13 protein-coding genes and 1 pseudogene are annotated in these 16,437 nt (G+C 57.4%); 7 read left to right on the plus strand and 7 right to left on the minus strand.

Features of this window, described 5'->3' with window-relative positions; all coding sequences use genetic code 11:
* Positions 1 to 138 precede the first annotated feature (138 nt).
* Positions 139 to 411 carry a hypothetical protein gene (locus tag DHV10_RS02675; protein WP_162601136.1) on the minus strand — a complete coding sequence of 91 codons (273 nt, stop codon included), beginning with the start codon at positions 409 to 411 and terminating at the stop codon, positions 139 to 141.
* A 317-nt stretch (positions 412 to 728) separates the two neighbouring features.
* Positions 729 to 914, minus strand: coding sequence for a hypothetical protein (locus DHV10_RS02680; protein WP_109484760.1), 186 nt, complete (start codon positions 912 to 914; stop codon positions 729 to 731).
* Positions 915 to 1,435: 521 nt separating this feature from the next.
* Here DHV10_RS02680 and DHV10_RS02685 point away from each other — a divergent pair.
* From DHV10_RS02685 to DHV10_RS27660, 5 genes and pseudogenes are all read left to right on the plus strand, one after another.
* Entirely contained in the window at positions 1,436 to 2,380 is a 945-nt protein-coding gene (locus DHV10_RS02685) for a choice-of-anchor D domain-containing protein (protein WP_109484761.1), read from the plus strand.
* 173 nt (positions 2,381 to 2,553) lie between these two features.
* Entirely contained in the window at positions 2,554 to 3,591 is a 1,038-nt protein-coding gene (locus tag DHV10_RS02690) for a glycosyltransferase family 2 protein (protein WP_109485674.1), read from the plus strand.
* Positions 3,551 to 5,731: a tetratricopeptide repeat protein gene (locus DHV10_RS02695; protein WP_162601137.1), complete on the plus strand. Its 2,181-nt coding sequence runs from the start codon at positions 3,551 to 3,553 to the stop codon at positions 5,729 to 5,731. The genes DHV10_RS02690 and DHV10_RS02695 overlap by 41 nt, the downstream gene beginning before the upstream one ends.
* Before the next feature lie 532 nt (positions 5,732 to 6,263).
* Positions 6,264 to 7,922, plus strand: a pseudogene (locus tag DHV10_RS28145) (beta strand repeat-containing protein); the annotation flags it as partial.
* 36 nt (positions 7,923 to 7,958) lie between these two features.
* On the plus strand, positions 7,959 to 8,234 hold the full coding sequence (locus DHV10_RS27660; protein WP_239461262.1) for a fibronectin type III domain-containing protein: 276 nt from the start codon (positions 7,959 to 7,961) through the stop codon (positions 8,232 to 8,234).
* 42 nt (positions 8,235 to 8,276) lie between these two features.
* Here the strand turns inward: DHV10_RS27660 and DHV10_RS02705 are convergent, their stop codons facing one another.
* Together DHV10_RS02705 and DHV10_RS02710 are read right to left on the minus strand one after the other, a co-directional pair.
* On the minus strand, positions 8,277 to 9,074 hold the full coding sequence (locus DHV10_RS02705; RefSeq protein WP_109484764.1) for a hypothetical protein: 798 nt from the start codon (positions 9,072 to 9,074) through the stop codon (positions 8,277 to 8,279).
* 184 nt (positions 9,075 to 9,258) lie between these two features.
* Complete coding sequence (locus DHV10_RS02710; protein ID WP_109484765.1) at positions 9,259 to 9,702, minus strand: PqqD family peptide modification chaperone; 444 nt, start codon at positions 9,700 to 9,702, stop codon at positions 9,259 to 9,261.
* A 270-nt stretch (positions 9,703 to 9,972) separates the two neighbouring features.
* Between DHV10_RS02710 and DHV10_RS02715 the strand changes: the two genes are divergently transcribed.
* Positions 9,973 to 11,118, plus strand: coding sequence for a nucleotidyltransferase domain-containing protein (locus DHV10_RS02715; protein ID WP_109484766.1), 1,146 nt, complete (start codon positions 9,973 to 9,975; stop codon positions 11,116 to 11,118).
* Between the two features lie 1,022 nt (positions 11,119 to 12,140).
* The gene (locus DHV10_RS02720) at positions 12,141 to 13,199 is read left to right on the plus strand and encodes a fibronectin type III domain-containing protein (RefSeq protein WP_109484767.1); all 1,059 of its coding nucleotides are present in this window, start codon (positions 12,141 to 12,143) and stop codon (positions 13,197 to 13,199) included.
* A gap of 42 nt (positions 13,200 to 13,241) precedes the next feature.
* On the opposite strand, the gene lhgO is transcribed toward DHV10_RS02720, so the two are convergent.
* Genes lhgO through DHV10_RS02735 form a run of 3 tightly spaced genes read right to left on the minus strand, consistent with a single transcriptional unit; the run spans position 13,242 to position 16,433 of the window.
* Entirely contained in the window at positions 13,242 to 14,435 is a 1,194-nt protein-coding gene (lhgO, locus tag DHV10_RS02725) for an L-2-hydroxyglutarate oxidase (RefSeq protein WP_109484768.1), read from the minus strand.
* Positions 14,432 to 15,439, minus strand: coding sequence for a glycosyltransferase (locus DHV10_RS02730; protein ID WP_109484769.1), 1,008 nt, complete (start codon positions 15,437 to 15,439; stop codon positions 14,432 to 14,434). The genes lhgO and DHV10_RS02730 overlap by 4 nt, the downstream gene beginning before the upstream one ends.
* Position 15,440: 1 nt before the next feature.
* The gene (locus DHV10_RS02735) at positions 15,441 to 16,433 is read right to left on the minus strand and encodes a glycosyltransferase family 2 protein (protein WP_109484770.1); all 993 of its coding nucleotides are present in this window, start codon (positions 16,431 to 16,433) and stop codon (positions 15,441 to 15,443) included.
* Between the last annotated feature and the right edge of the window lie 4 nt (positions 16,434 to 16,437).

Raw genomic sequence — 16,437 nt, forward strand, 5'->3', positions numbered from 1 at the left:
ATCCCGGTTGAATTTTGGAGTGCCCATCAAAAAAGGAGAAAGTTGTCGCGCGCCGCTCGCCGATCCAAGTTTCGTTCAGCATTCCCGGCTTTCACATATCCCGGGTGGGCGCGCACACACTTGAGAACCACAAAGAAACTAGGCAGCCAAAGCCGAACCCGAGCGAACAGTCGTCGCCGCGAGTGCCGGTAAAGAGACATACGAATCAACCATCACGTTGTCCTCGCGATTCAGAATCGCCGACAGGCTCATCAGCACTTCCGAAGCACACGCGGGACAGTGATTGGCGTTGTTCCCAATCGCATTGCAATCCTGGCATAGGTACGCGCTGGCGAGGGGAAAGTGTTGGAGCATCAGGTACGAATCAACATCGCCCGATCTTCTTGAAGCGGTGGAAAGCATCTTTGTCACCTGGTGTTCTTGGGGATTTGCAGGGCCAAAACGCACCCGGCATGTACTGATAAAAGGATGCCCTAGGATCAGCCAAAGATGCTCCCCACTTAAGTGAATAGAGGCTCACGAAAGGGGCAAATTCGGGGTTACTTCGCCTGTCTCATCAGTTACTTGAGGGCTAGTGACTCGCCGCACAAAGTCCATTACGAAAGTCGTAATACCTCTCCCAACTCTAAGTAGATGCCACGCTTACAAACCAAATAATTGACAACAAGTACGTGCGGCGACCGCGACCCAGGTAACCATCTCCGCCTGGGACACGGCCCGCCCTGAATCTACTTCGTAAACGGCTTTTGCATACTGTCGAACTCATGTTCGCGCTCGACACCCTTATGAGCCAGCCGGTCGGCTTCGCGCTCCGCCCGCTCCTTCGCATCAGGAACCGGGTTGATCCGCTGATCCGTATGGGTTGGCTCCGGACGATCTGGCAAATTCATGTTCTGAGGATTCGTATCTGCCATGCATTTCCTCCCAGCCGTTTTCGATGCAGACTCGCGAATCCCAAGATGCACCGCTTTGTCAAAGAATCAAGCGCATCCGCAACGATCAACGGTCAGGTAGCGACCCGAGCCCGGCTCCGACGTCGTATCAATGCAAACTCGCCGTCTCGTACCAGTCTGCGGCGTGCGCGGACCGTGCGACCGTCATCGTTCCATGTCTCGGTACTATCGATTCACATTGCCCTGCCATTGCGGCGTTCTGAGGTTGGCAATAACTTGCCACTTTGATCTAATAAGCTCAGCTTTTGACGAATTGATTGTTATTTACACCCGCGCTCTTCGCGGAGCGCCTATATGCAGTACTGTTCCCTTCTGCCTTCCTAACCTCAACCGATCGATTCTTGCGGTGATCTGTCATCGCCGCGCGATGAGTGTGCCCGTGTAAGCCCGGGCCCAAACACCCAACTTGGCGTTCACCCAATGCCCGAACTCAGTTCGTCAGGCATACGGGAAACCTGCGCCTGTATCTGAAGGGACCGGAAGTGACCGATTTCAAACGCATTCTTTCCAATCGCAATATTCTGCTGGCTTCATTCGCAAAGATTCTCATCTTCATCGCGGCAATTGGAGCCGCGGCCTCCGCTCAGAGCCTCGACCGCATATCCTGCGTCACGAAGAGCTACTCGTCCGCCGGCACCGACACCTGCCGTGCCTTCCTTACCTCAACCACGAGCACGCACGTCTATATCGCGCTGTCGAGCAACAACCCTGCGGTTCAAGTACCCAGCACCATCATGGTGAGCTACTACGCGGCCAGCAAGGGCTTCTACCCCACGATCGGCAGCGTCACCAAGCCGCAGACCGCCATCATCACAGCGAAGCTGAACGGCATCTCGAAGTCCTTCAGCATCTCACTTTCGCCGGCATCCGCCAGCGTTCCTGCCATGAGCGTCAACGCAACGTCGATCGGATTCGGGAGCGTTGGGATCAACTCGCCGCAGGAACAGTCGATCACAATCTCTTCGACAGGCACTGCCCCGCTTACAGTCAGCTCCGCCGCAGTCAGCGGGACAGGCTTCACCCTCGCCGGCGCAGCGTTCCCAGCCACACTCAATCCGGGCCAGTCGATGACACTGCAGGTGCAATTCGACCCCACCAAGGCCGGCTCATTCACCGGTCAACTTTCAATCGCCAGTAACGCCTCATCCGCCTCGATTCCGCTCAGCGGGACCGCCGCCTCGCACCAGGTCGAGTTGAGTTGGACTGAGCCATCGTGCTCTGCCAACACTATCGTAGGCTTCAACGTCTACCGCGCGGCCTCAGGCGGTTCGTCTTTCGCGCGCGTCAACGCGAGCCCGGATCAATCCCCCGTCTTCACCGACAACAACGTGCAAAGCGGCACGACCTATGCTTACAAGGTCACCAGCCTTGATTCGGCCGGACGCGAAAGTGCCCCGTCCAGCCCGATCAGCATCTCCGTGCCCTGAACCTGCATGTAGTCTTCGATCAGCAGTGGGGCAAGTACTGCCCCACTGTCGCCTCCCGCTTTCGTACCCAGCCATCTGTAACGAGCGGGTGAAAAGGGGCCGACAACTCGCCACGGATGAATACTTTTCGGGTAGAATTCATCCAGCTTTCCGGGAAATTAAACCGCATTCTGATGGCAGACTACCCGACCAATTTGTTGCAAGAGCGGCCGTATCCATTGCGTATTTCGCTGGTCTTTCCGCTCTACAACGAAGAGGCATCTGCCCCGTATCTCTGCTCCGCGGTCAAGCAGTTCATGTCCGAACTGTCCTGCGACACAGAAGTGATCCTGGTCAATGACGGAAGCACCGATGCAACTCTGCGCATCATTTCCCAGTGGGCAGCATCTGACGCTCGCGTCAAGGTCCTCACGCTCTCCCGTTCTTTCGGGCATCAGGCTGCACTCACAGCAGGCCTGGACTACGCCACCGGAGATGCGATCGTCACATTGGACGCCGACCTCCAGCATCCGCTGCATGTGATCCACACCATGATCGAGCGCTACTGCGAGGGATATGACGTCATTTACGGACAGCGTCAGGTAAGCCCCGGCGAAACCTGGTTCAAGCGTTCAACATCCTGGCTCTTCTACCGGTTCATGCGCACCTTCGTTTACCGCACTCTGCCGGTCGACTCGGGGGATTTCCGCATGCTCTCGCGCTCATGTCTGGAAGGCCTTCGCGAGATGCGCGAGACTCATCGCTTTTTGCGGGGCATGGTTGCCTGGGTCGGGTTTCCGCAGATTGGCGTCCGGTATGAGCAGATGGAGCGAGTTGCCGGTTCGTCCAAGTACACCACCCGCAAGATGATCCGGCTGGCCTGGACCGCCGCAACCTCCTTCTCGGCGCTGCCGCTGAAGATCAGCACCACGCTGGGGATTCTGGTTACGCTCGGCGGACTGGCAGAAGGGTGCCACGCCCTGCTTGCGGTCTTCTTGCACTGGTATGTTGTACCGGGATGGACCTCTCTGATTGTTCTCGTAAGCGTCATCGGCGGCTCAACGCTAGTGAGCATCGGAGTGCTCGGCGAATACGTCGGCAAAGTTTACGAACAGTCGAAAAGCCGGCCGCTCTATCTGGTTTCGCGCACCGTTAACGTGCATTCGAGGGTTTCGGGGAATGAGAACAGCAATGTCAGACAGCAAACCATCTCAGACGCTGTCTCGAGGTAACGACTTCCGTAGCACACAATCGAATCCACGTCGCGCGCATATCGCCGCCATCCTCTCCCTGTGCGCCATTGCAGGGATGGTCTACGGCATCTTCGTCCGCTCTGTCGGTTTCTATTGGGATGACTGGCCGGTAGTCTGGGTTTATAACTCCCTTGGCTCCCAGGGCATCACCCGGTACTTCGCCGGAAACCGTCCCTTCTCTGGATGGATCTACGCAAAACTTGCCCCGCTTTTCGGAATCTCTCCCGTCGGTTGGCAAGCTGCTAACGTTGGAGTGCGCTGTCTCGCTTCCATCGTGGTGTACTTCCTGTTTTGTGAACTTTGGCCCAGGCGCAAAGATCTTGCATGGATCATAGCCGCGCTGGTTTTGCTGTATCCCGGATTCACCCAGCAGGCCATCGCGCTAACCTACCTTTCTCAGTTCTCCAGTTTTCTGCTCTTTGTCACCTCTTTGCTTCTCACCGTTCTGGCTTTGCGTAGTCCGCGGTACAAGTGGCCGCTCCTGCTGCTGTCGTTGGTGCTCGGCATCTGGTCGTACCTGATAACCGAATACTTCGTTGGCTTGGAATTCCTGCGGCCCGTGATCATCTACCTTTCGATCGCTGGGCAGGTTGGTTTCGATCGTAAGCGCCTTCGCGATTCCGTTCTAAGTTGGAATCCCTACGCTGCTGCATGGGCCGGCTACGTCTACTGGCGCAGTTTCATCTTCCACGAGATCCACTACCACCCCATCGCTGACAAGAACGTCTCGTACCTCCTGTCGAGGGCGCAGCACAATCCAATCAAAGTCCTTGGTGGCCTGCTTATCAATGCAGTGCACAACGTCTCGATGGGGATGGTTGGTGCCTTCATGCGTCCATGGACGCCTGACGCAATCAGCCCCGGTGGCGGTACCGGAAAGATCGCCTGGCTAATTGGAATTATCACAGTCGGAATCTCTCTGCTCACAGTGCGACTGCTATCGACCTCTGACCACTCCTCGCCAACGACGGATTGCCGCTCGCAGCCTACTCGGACCTACTTGTGGGGCGGTTTCGCTATCGCCGTTGCTGGTGCTTGCTTCGGCGGATTGCCCTTCATCTCCGGTCAAAGCGCATTCTTTGCGTCGGTTCTCTCCTTCGGTGATCGGTTCACATATCCCTTCATGCTGCCTGCCTGTGTCGGTCTCGCATGTCTTCTTGCGTTCGTTCTGACCAGGAAAAGTCTTGCGAGAGTCGTCCTGGGCCTGATCTTTTTCGCGTTCAGTGTGTATCAGGTTCAATGCATGAACACGTACCGGCACGATTGGCTGGGCCAGAAAGCACTGTTCTGGCAGATAGCTTGGCGCTTCCCAAGCATGGAACCCGGATCCACCATCTTCGTCGATGGTCTGTCGGAGTCGGTCGGCTCGGGTGAAACTCCCGGCCTCCTCGATTTGCTCTATAAGCGAGATGATCGCGCCGGCAATCTGGATTACATGATGTTCGACCTGCAGCGCTTCCCCGAGGGCAGGCCGAGCTACAAGCCCTCAAGCCCGATCGTCCGGCATCTCCGTTCCTTCTCATTCTCGGGGAACACATCGAAGAGTGTGGTCTCCTGCCTGGCTCCGGACGGGATCCTGCGAGTCGTCACTCCAGCAACCGCCGGAGAGCTTGTTCAGGGGCCATCCTTGTGCGCAAACATAGCCCAAATTTCCAACCCCGAAGCTGTGACCAAAGCTTCAGACGGTATACCCCAGGGCCCTCTCCTGCGCCTCTTCGGCTCGGAACCCAAGCATGACTGGCAGTTCTATTTCCAGAAAGCTGACTTGGAGCGGCAGCAGCAACATTGGGATAACGTTGTCCAATTGGGCGACGAGGCTATGCAAAAAGGCTACGGCCCGACCGACGCTTCGGAGTGGTTTCCGTTCATCGATGGCTATGCGCATGCCCATCGTTACCAGAAAGCAGAAGAGCTAAGCGAGCGATTGCTCGCAGACTCACCTGAATCGATCGCCGCGCTCTCGTCTTTATGGCTGCGATGCAGTCACGAGTGCGGACCGGACTCCCCAGAATTGAGCGATACGTTGAAACGTCTCGGAAGCAAGCTGATTCTGAGCGCGCCACACTCGGATCCAGCGGACGAGTCCAAAGGAGCCAGTGAGGTCGATCCGAAACGCTGAAACTGGCCATCTTCCGGGATGGAGATCTGTCGGCAGTCGGCTCGCGACGTCCAAAGGGCTGAACTGACCCCTACCGACAGACCCTGACCCTGGGCTGCAAAAGTCTCGCTTACTGGCCCTCTTCGCCAGAGAGAAACCGTGCCTGTCTCGGCCCTGCGATAAACGATGACCCACCCCACCCCCTGCCCCGGAAACCCTTCACAAGCCTTCTTTCTTCAGTAACCTGCATCATTCCCCATCAGTAACCATCATTCTCCAAGACCTGGGCTACACCCCGCATGTTTCACGTAACACGTTCGTGGAATCCGACCGTCTCAAATTCATATCCTGCAATATCTTGCGGCGATGGTACAAAGGTACTCGGTACATACCACATTCGTGACTATCGTCACCTGTACCTCAGACCTTCCCAGGGTCGATTCTGCATTCAGCCAATCGATGCAGCTCCTATAAATTCCCCCGCGGCAGGCTCAGCGGGTCTTCTGCATCGGCTGACCGAAGCAACAGAATGCCTTCGCTTAGGTGATGTTTAATGATTAAAGTCCGCAATTCTTCTTCCTGCCCGATTCAAGATAAGACGTCAGTTCTCACTGCAAGCTCGCAGTCGATCAAGCACAAGCATGGCGTTATCGCATTCCTAGCTACCTCTGTGCTCGTCGTCAGCGCTCTGACCGGGTGTGGATCGAATTCCAGGACCTTCTCCCCCAGTTCCGCGAACGCACTCGTCACAACTCCGTCTTCAGTCGACTTCGGCGACGTGAAGGTCGGAAGCGGGGCCACTCAGACCATCTCCATCAAGAACCCTGGCTCGTCTGCAATCGAAATTACGGGGCTGACCAGCTCCAGCACTGCCTTCACCGTCGCGTCCAACCCGCTGCCGACGACGCTCTCTGCCGGCCAGAGCCTCGATGTCAAGGTTAGCTTCAACGCCAAATCGACCACCGACTCGAGCGGAACGCTGAACGTCACCACGACAAGTCCCACCACAATGGCCAGCCAGTCCTTCTCCACGACCAAGCTGCACGGAAAAGGCTCGAACTCAGGTACGCCTTCGCTCTCCGGCTTAAGCTGCTCTAGTTCCTCCATGATTGGTGCCGGCACCGATAACTGCTTCGTCAGCTTGAGCGGAGCTGCACCGAGCACAGGACTCGCCGTTACCTTGGCCAGCAGTAGCGCTGCCGTTTCTGTTCCTGCGTCCCTGACAGTGTCGCCGGGCGCCACGAGTGCGACCTTCCCTGCTACTGTCGCGGCTGTTACAGCTTCACAAACCGTCACTCTGACGGCCACCCAAGGTTCCACGTCTAGGTCCGCCTCGATACAGCTCAGCGGATCCAGCTCCGCCGTCGGAACCCCTTCGCTGAGCCTCAGCGTCACCTCGCTGGCATTTGGCACCGTCTCCGTCGGTACCGCTGTCACCAAATCTGTCACTCTGACTTCCAATGGCAGCGCCGCTGTTTCCCTTACCAGCGACTCAATCTCCGGAAGCGGATTCTCCGTCACCGGCGGAAGCTTTCCTGCCACGCTGAACCCGGGCCAGTCGCTCGTACTCTCGATTCAGTTCGATCCCGCCGCTGCTGGGGCAGTAACTGGCAAGCTAGCAATCTCCGGCAATGTCACTGCACCCGCAGTGAGCTTGAGCGGCACGGGCTCCACCGTCGCTCCCACCCTGAATGGCCTGACCTGCGGTAGCACCTCCATCACTGGCGCACTCGCCGACACCTGCACGGTATCTCTTTCCGCCTCTGCACCCTCCGGCGGAGTCACCGTCGCCCTCGCCAGCAGCAGTGGCTCTGTAGCCGTTCCTGGTTCGATATCCATTCCGGCAACCGCAAGCTCTGCGACCTTCTCTGCGAGCGTCGCAGCTGTCAGCACGACGACCGCGGCCACCGTGACAGCCTCAACTGGCGGAACATCGAAATCAGTATCGCTGCAGTTGAACGCAGCCTCCGGGGCGCTGACCGTGAATGCCAGCAGCATCGCCTTCGGTGCGATCGTGGTTGGCCACTCGACTACGCAGACCGTAACTCTCAGCTCAACCGGAACAGCGGCAGTCACCGTGAACTCCGTCTCGGTGACAGGGTCCGGCTTCTCCGCTTCATCCGTAAGCTTGCCCGCCACTCTCAACCCGGGCCAGTCACTGAATGTAACCCTCACCTTCAGCCCAACGACGGTCGGTACCGCTTCAGGCCAGCTGGCGATTTCAAGCACATCTGCGACAAACGGAACCGTGAGCATCGGGCTTAGCGGAACCGCCAATCCTCACCAGGTAGACCTGGCATGGAGCGCTCCCAATTCCTCAAGCACATCGATCACGGGTTACAAGGTATATCGCGCGATCAGCGGCTCGGGAGCATTCGCAGCTCTGAGCTCAGGGACCTCTCAGACATCGTTTGCCGACAGTGGCGTTCAGAGTGCCACTGCCTACGACTACTACGTCACGAGCATCGACTCCGCCGGTATCGAAAGCTCGCCCTCGAACACGACCACTGTTTCCATCCCTTAGCTGCCTTTGCCAGTCCGATGGCGCCGTTCGAAATGAGCGGCGCTATTTGCTGTCGCCTACGAGTTCAAGAATCCGGTCTGCCGCTTCAACCACATCGCCGCGTGTTCCCGCATAGCAGTCAGCCCCAGCCACACACCTCGTGAAGAAATCAATCATTTCTGGCGCCTCTCCCATCTCATGGGGAGTATTCCGCAACAGAAGCATGACCGCCTCTCCATGCGATATCCGTTCAATTTTCCACGATCCTTCCGGGGCGTACTCAACCGCCACAATCGTTCCCACTGGTGCTGCTTCAGAAGCATAGGAAGCCTTGAGTTCGGCCGGCAGCACCAGCGTCTGCTTCGGGCTGCCATTCCTCAGCAGCAGCGGCCGAGGGTACGCGTGCACGCGCCCGTCCTGATCGACGAGAGCGTATTCGTCCGACAAATGTGCCGCACCGCGGCTTAGGAGCTCAGCCACGAGCGACGACTTTCCCGCGCGTGAAGACCCCGGCACCAGTAGCGCCTTCCTATGAAGAACCACTGCGCCCGCATGCACCGGACGCAGTCTTTTCAGCTTGCGCACAATTGCTTCATCCAGCGCCTTGACTGCGCCAAGGGCCGCATCCTGAAGGGTATTGGCAAACGATACCTGCACCCCATCCACAAAGATTGCAAGCTTCTCTTTTTCACTCAGTACGGAAATCGCGATCTCCGCCGGCTCGCGAGAGACTGCGCTGCGCGGCAGCGCCGGCAGCAGGAACTGGTTGAGACACTCCAGCGTCGCCTCGCTGTCTGAACGCACACTAACCTTGCAATCGAACGCGTCGATGACGAACTCGATGCTACTCCTTGCTTTCATGAGAACCAGCCTACCTGAAGCACACATGAAGATGGCGGCCGTTGTTCGGCCGCCATCTTCGACATCGCTTGCCTAAGCCCGCTCCATAACCCAGGAATGGAACGAAGTTTGGCTGATCCAGGGCAAAGACATCAAAAGTAAATCGACTTGCACCCACCCGGTAAATCTGAGATCAAAGTCGTTCCTAGAAAGGACGCTTTTGATTCTTGGGAACGTTCGCGCGCGGCCGATCAAAGTCTTCCTTCAACGAGCTCGCATGTTCTGCGTGTGCCTTCTGCTCGCCCACGGTGAGGGACACGACCAGCGGAAGCGCAACGGCGCCGAGCCCCGCGAGAATCTGCCTGCGCGTGGCCTTGAAACCTGAACCGCTGATGGAGACCAGCTTCTTGTCCTGGAGTTCCAGAAGCGATGCTTCTGCTAATTCTTCTGTCACGGCAGGATTCAGAGAACGCCTCATCGTCTCTGCCACTTCCTCAACGGTGTTCGCTCCGGCGCATGCTTCCCACGCAGCAGCTGCTGTCGGGTTCAAGGCCAGAACGGTGTTGTCATCGGAGTTTCGAATGATTTGAGAACCATCGGGCATTGTGTTAATGGCAAGATTGCCGCAATTCACGCGCTCAACCTTCATGGAGACTTCTCCTCTTCAGCAATTGCTACGTGTCTCTGGTGCAGCGACTACCCCAGAAGAATAGCTCACAACAAAAGAAGAGCAACAGCACGATGTTGCGAAACCTACAGGTCTCAAGTAATTCAAAGAGAGTGATGGTAACCTCCTGCCTGAGGTACTTTCCGGGCATCGCCTAACCACCTTGGATTGCCTGCTTTATGGCTGACATCTCCATCCAGAGGCAATCTGCGAAACAATGGGCTTACATCACTCAATCGGCGAAAGGCAGGTATGCAGCAAATCGATCGGAACACCTTGGATCTGTTGCGCGCCGTAGCCACGCCAGAGTCGCAAGCCACCTCCGCGGCGATCGCCGAACGTGCCAAAGAAATAACACATTGGGACCTCGTCATAGAACATGCCCGCCGCCACGGTCTCCTGCCGATCCTCTACCGTCGAGTTGAGTTTGCTGACTTTGTTCCGCCTGAAGCACTACAGCAGATGAAGACCGAGTTTGAGCGCAACGCATTCCACTGCATGACCAATGCAGAGGAGTTGCTCGGGGTGCTCGACGCTTTCCAGCAGGCGGGCATCGCGGCAATCCCGTTCAAGGGTGTTGTCCTGGCCGCTTCAGCTTACGGCGACATGACGCTGCGCTCAGCCGGCGATCTCGACTTGCTCATTCGCTTCGACGACCTCAACCGCGCAAGCCAGATTCTGCAGCAACGGCAGTACGTCTTGAAGACGTCGACCCTCGAAGATGGCTCTCCCGAAGCTGAGAACTACTTCGAATATCACTTCGAGCGTCCTGCCGATGGCATGATTCTGGAGCTGCGCTGGCGGCTCGAATTGACCCAGCCGCGATACCGCCACAACCTTGGTCTCGATTGGGCTTGGCCTCGAAGGAAGTCGATCACCGTTGCCGGTGCCGATGTGACAAGTCTCGATCCGGTCTGCTCCCTTCTCGTCCTGTGCATGCACGGAAGCAAACACGCCTGGTCGCGATGGATCTGGGTCTGTGATGTAGCCATGCTCATTGAAAGCGAGCCTGCTCTCGACTGGGAGTTCGCCCGGCGAGAGGCCAGGCGCGTGGGCCTGGAAAGATGCCTCGCACTCGGTGTACTGCTGGCCAACCTGGCCGGCGCAAACGTGCCGCTGCCCGCTCTCACCTCGTTCGAAGCCGATGAGGACGCGAAGAATATGGCAACGTTCTTTGTATCGCATATCTTCCAAAGCCCCGGAGCGGTGCCCGGCGGCCCAGTTCCCTACTTCCTGCGCATTCTCGGATTCCGTGACAGGATGCGTTGCCTGTTCTCGCCCGCGATTCTCAAGCCCAATGAAAGGGACCGCGCCGCGATCAAACTGCCGAAGGCGCTTGAGCCCCTCTACTACGTGATACGACCGTTCCGCATCTTGCGCGACCGGTCAGGAAAATGAACGTCTTGCAAAAGAAAGGGGCGGATCGACGATCCGCCCCTTTCAAACTTTACGAGTTTCACCTCAATTCGAGACCCTTACTCCCAAACCAAGGGCGGTACGTTCAGCGGGTGCTTCAGCCTCAACGTAGCGACGGACACGTGTGGCCAAGTCAAGGACGGAAATTCAGCATCACCGTCGCAGAGTACTGAATCTGCGTCGACCGCAGCGTGATGACGATCTCCTTCGTGATCGGCCTCGTCGGCGGAGGAAGCGGAGAACGTTCAAGGAGTAGAAGCCGGTTCCGGCTTACGCCGCTACGTTCTCTCCGCAATGAAGGGCTTTGCCATCTAGTGATCAGAATCACAAGAACGTTTCAGCCCGCAGCAGTCATCGAGCAAGAACTGCAGAAGAGGACGAGCGGCAACCGATATGAACCGCTGTCTCATTTACTTTGTAGATAATACTCAGCACGGAAACATTTACACGGCTCTGCTCACTCGCTCCGTTGAGCGAGTTGTGGAAATCCAGGCTGAATTCAAGGGAAAGTGAAGACTTTAGGGGCGTACCACTAAAGTAACTTCATCATCAACTTTGGTCATTCTCTTGCTTCTACTTAGCTAGACTTTCAACTCTAAGGGCTCGCTCATCTGTTCAGTCAGGATTTCCCTGCTGATGCGGCATCTGTGCGAGATCCCCAGAGGGGCTGTTTCCACACGATCGCCTGCTGGAATTGTCCCGCGATCCAGAAGAACACCAGCCAGATCTAGTTCAGTCTCGACACCTTGCTGCGTCGCTCGCACGAGCGAGACGGCACGGGACAGGTGATGTGTGTCCGGGCTGCAAAGTACATCGGGAAGAGAGGAGAGCTAGCGCCAAAAATGCACGTCTGAAGCGCGAGCGCTTCAGTTTATCCAAGCACGATTTCCGGCTGCCGCCGTTCTCTGAGTGGTTCTGCCATCTTTCATTCTCATCTCAGCGAACGTCTTTGAAGCACGCCGGGCCCAACCAGAGGCGCGCAGGCGCCTGCTGAGGAGAAATCGATGTACCAGTCTCAGGTTCGGCCAGCAATCAACGCCCGCAAACTTGTTGCCCAGCAAACAACCCGTCCGCATTCAAACTCATTCAGTTCAGTTCTAGCGGCTCTTCACAATCTCCATCGATCAAACAGCTATTCGAAGCTCGCTGGCCTCTTGATTCTCGTCGCCGGCGTCGCGTTCGTAACAGGATGCGGCAGCTTGAATTACAAGGGTGTGGGTTCAGCCGCTTCGCAGGCGCTTAGCGCCGTATCTTGCGGCACGCAGTCGCTGACCGGCCCGCAGTCCAGACCGTGCTCGATATCCCTGAACGCCCCGGCACTCACCCTCATCACCATCAAGCTCTCCAGCGACAACGCCGCACTTCAGGTTCCCGCGCAGGTCCAGATCACCGTCGGCCAGAGTTCAGCAACATTCAATGCGGTCACGCCCGGCGTACAGAAAACAGCGACCGCCACGATCACGGCTCAATCCCGCGGAGTAGCGAAAACAGCTGCAATTACGCTGTATCCCGCTCTTGCAACTTTGGCCGGCATCTCTTGCTCCGCCCAGACGCTCACTGGTCCAACGTCAGCAACGTGTTCGGTCCAGCTCGGCAACCCTGCGCCGAGCGCCGTCGCAGTTACGTTGAGCAGTTCGAGTCCCGACATCCAGGTCCCGGCTTCGATCACGGTCGGCTCAGGGTCTACAACCGCTCAGTTTACGGCCATTGCATCAGCTGTTCCGGCCGCGGAAAACGTCACGTTGACCGCCGCATCCGGTGGCGCCACCCAGACCTTTGCAGTCAGCTTGCAAGCGTCCGGCATTCAATCACCCATCCAGCACAGGGTTCAGCTTAGCTGGCTCGCGCCTACGAACTCCGGGCAAGCAATAGTCGGGTACAACATCTATCGCGCCATCGCAAATGTTTCAGGCTTCGCTGCGCTGGTGACGGCGGATCCGCAGACCAGCTACACCGACACTGCAGTTCAAAGCGGCTCAACGTACGACTACGTTGTAAAGAGTGTCGATGCCAATGGCGTGGAGAGCGGTCCATCCAACCCCACCGAGGTTACGATTCCGTAGCCTCAGCAAAGCTGATGCCCAGCGCTCGCAGCCCTCATTCCCTCAGGCTTCGAGCGCTTCGCTCATCTGATCCACAACAGAGTCGGCGATCGCCAGCGCAGCAGTGGCTGCGGGGCTGGGCGCATTTAGAACATGCAGGGCTTGGCGCTGCCGCACAAAGTAGAAGTCCTGGAGTAGCTCTCCGGCAGGAGATAGAGCTTGTGCGCGAACGCCCGCACCGCCTTGCGTCAGGTCGGAGATCTGCAGTTCCGGCACCAGCCGCTGTAACGACCGGCAAAAGAGCTCCTTGCTGAACGACCTTCGAAATTCGTCCCAGCACATCGATGGGTATCGAAGCAGAAATCGCCAGAATCCCGGATATGTGAACGTGGCCAGCATATCGCGCACGCGCACATCGGTGTGACGGTACCCCTCGCGTGCAAATGCCAGCACAGCGTTCGGACCCGCTTCAATGCCTCCATGAATCAGGCGGGTAAAGTGAACGCCGAGGAATGGAAATTTAGGATCGGGAACCGGATAGACCAGATTGCGCACAAGGTGCTGGCTCTCGGGCTTCAGTTTGTAGTACTCGCCGCGAAACGGCACGATACGTGTGTCGTCGCGATCGCCCGCCATCCTGCCAATGCGATCGCAATGGAGCCCGCCGCAATTGATGATGAAATCAGCCTCGAAATCTCCAGCCGTCGTAGAGATGCGCCAACCAGTCGACTCTGTCAGCCCCTTCACCTCGGCCGAGTAACGGACCTCTCCGTCGTGCGCTGCAATCTCGTTAGCCATTGCCTGGCTCGCGGCCTTGAAGTCTACGATTCCTTCCTGAGGCACTCGGATCGCAGCCAGACCCGCGGCATGAGGCTCATATTCTCGGATCTGCTCGGGCGCCAGCAACTGGAGGCCTTCTAAGCCATTCGCTGTGCCCCGCTCCAGCAGTGCGTGCAGCCGCGGAATCTCTTCTGCCTCCGTAGCCACCACAAGCTTTCCACAAATTTCGTGCGGAATCGCATGGCGCTGGCAGAACTCCACCATCCGTCGGATGCCCTGCACCGCAAGCTTCGCCTTCTGCGAACCGGGCTTGTAGTAAAGCCCGCAGTGCAAAACCCCGCTGTTGTTTCCCGTCTGATGCCGGGCAGGACCACTCTCCTTTTCGAGCACGAGGACCTTGACCCGCGGATAACGGCAAACAATCTGGTGTGCCGTCGCCAGCCCAACGATTCCCGCCCCAATCACCGCGACCTTCATTGTTGTTGCCCTGTCGCAACACCCGCCGCGGGCGAGTCTGCGCCGATGCGAGATCTAGCCAGACTACGGTATTCAGTCATCGCTCCACAGTGCTGCCACACACGCAGTCTTGCGGTAAAGCGCGGAGCAGATTGAAACGTCAACATCCAGCGCGCTGTCCACACCAGAACCCGACGAAACAGAGAAAGAGGCACGTTCGCAACAACCCAGCGGGTACCATGACGCGACCCATTCTCACGTACTTCACTTCGCCCCTTATCGAACCACCATTTCAGGAAGTACGCAGGCTTCAGACGCTTCTGCGGAATCTCGTGGTGCACGACAGCCGCGGGTTCGTACCACAGCCGTCCCCCTCCCTGCAGCACTCGCATTCCAAACTCCGTGTCTTCACCGCGGATCTCCGAATCCGGATGCGGACCGAGATCGCAGCGAAACACTCCAAATCGGCGGAACACCTCGCGCCTGAACGCCATGTTTGTGCCGAATGGAGGCTCTCGAAGTTCTCCGGATTTCGGACCGAGATCGAACATCGCAAGCGGTGCAAGGGAATAACGGTAAGACGTGTCCAGCCACTTCGGCTGCTTGAAATTCGTCTCCGGCAAAATGACGCCGCCGGAGCCGACATACTTCTCGTCTTCGAAAATCTTTGTGAGATTCCAGAGCCAATCGGGATCGACAATTACATCGTCATCCATGAAGGCCAGAACCTCTGCGTTCGTGTCCGCGATGCCCCGATTCAGGGCATTCGACTTTCCGGGCTTTGATTCGAAGATGTACCGAAACCTTCCCGGATGCTTCGCTTCAAATTCGCGCACCACCGACGGAGTCGCGTCCGAAGAGTTATTGTCGACAACGACAATTTTCCAGACCGCGTTCTCCGGCATCCTGGACGCGGCTACACTCTCCAGGGCCCGCCTCAAACTCTGGCATCGATTGTAGGTACACAAAATCACCGAAATGGACATGTTCTCAGCGGAGCGGTTCATAGTATTGTTCGCTGCCATTCTAGGAATCACGTGAAAGGGTCTCGCTCTTCAACTTCGGGGCGCTCTCAAAGGCTGTTCCGCGCCCCGCGCCCGAGTGCCGCCATTCCGATATCTCTCCGGCGAGCATCCAGAGCCAGCCCTTCCGATAGAATCGCGTCCTGGCGTCCCGCGTTGACAGCCACTTCACAGCGGAGATCGGCATCTCCCAGCAGGCTGCCTTTACGATGCTGAGATATCGGCCAGGTATCCCCAGAACTGAGCGCTTTGCTCCGCACTCCCGAACCATGGCTCGCCCATGGTCGAACCAGAATCGGAGAAAGTACTCCGGCCTGCGGCGTCGTTCGGGAACCGCGTGGTAGACGATCGCTTCCGGTTCGTACTGAAGCACCTCTCCCCCATTCATCAATCGCCTGCAGAACTCCACATCTTCATTCCTGATCTCGCTCCCCGGCGCCGGACCCATATCGGTGCGAAACAATCCGTACTTCTCAAACATAGAGCGGTTAAATGCCATGTTCGTCCCGAAAGGCGGTCGGTCGAGCAAGCGGCGCTCGTCGCCCAGATTGAAAACTGCGAGCATTCCCCCGAGAGACTGCGGACCATCAACCGAAAGCCACGACGGAGCTTCAAATGCCGGATCGAGCAGAATCTTTCCGCCCGCGCCCGCAGCCTTGCCGCTGACAATGTCTGCAGTCAGGCGCTGCAGCCACGAGGCATTGGCTACAACGTCATCATCGATGAAGGCCAGAACCCTGCCTTTCGCCGCCTGAATCCCGGCATTCAAAGCGAAGGACTTCCCCTGTGAGGGCTCGAAGATGCGATGAATACGCTCTGGATCACGCTTGCGGAAGTCATCAATGACATCTGCAGTACTGTCTTTGGAGTTGTTGTCAACCACGAGAATCTCCCATCTCGTGGTCGACTGCACGTTCATGGCAACCAGACTTTCCAGCGCCCGCGCCAGGCTCTCGCACCGGTTATAAGTACACAGGATCACCGAAATATCGATCATCGAA

This window comes from Occallatibacter savannae, assembly GCF_003131205.1.
Lineage (GTDB): Bacteria > Acidobacteriota > Terriglobia > Terriglobales > Acidobacteriaceae > Telmatobacter > Telmatobacter savannae.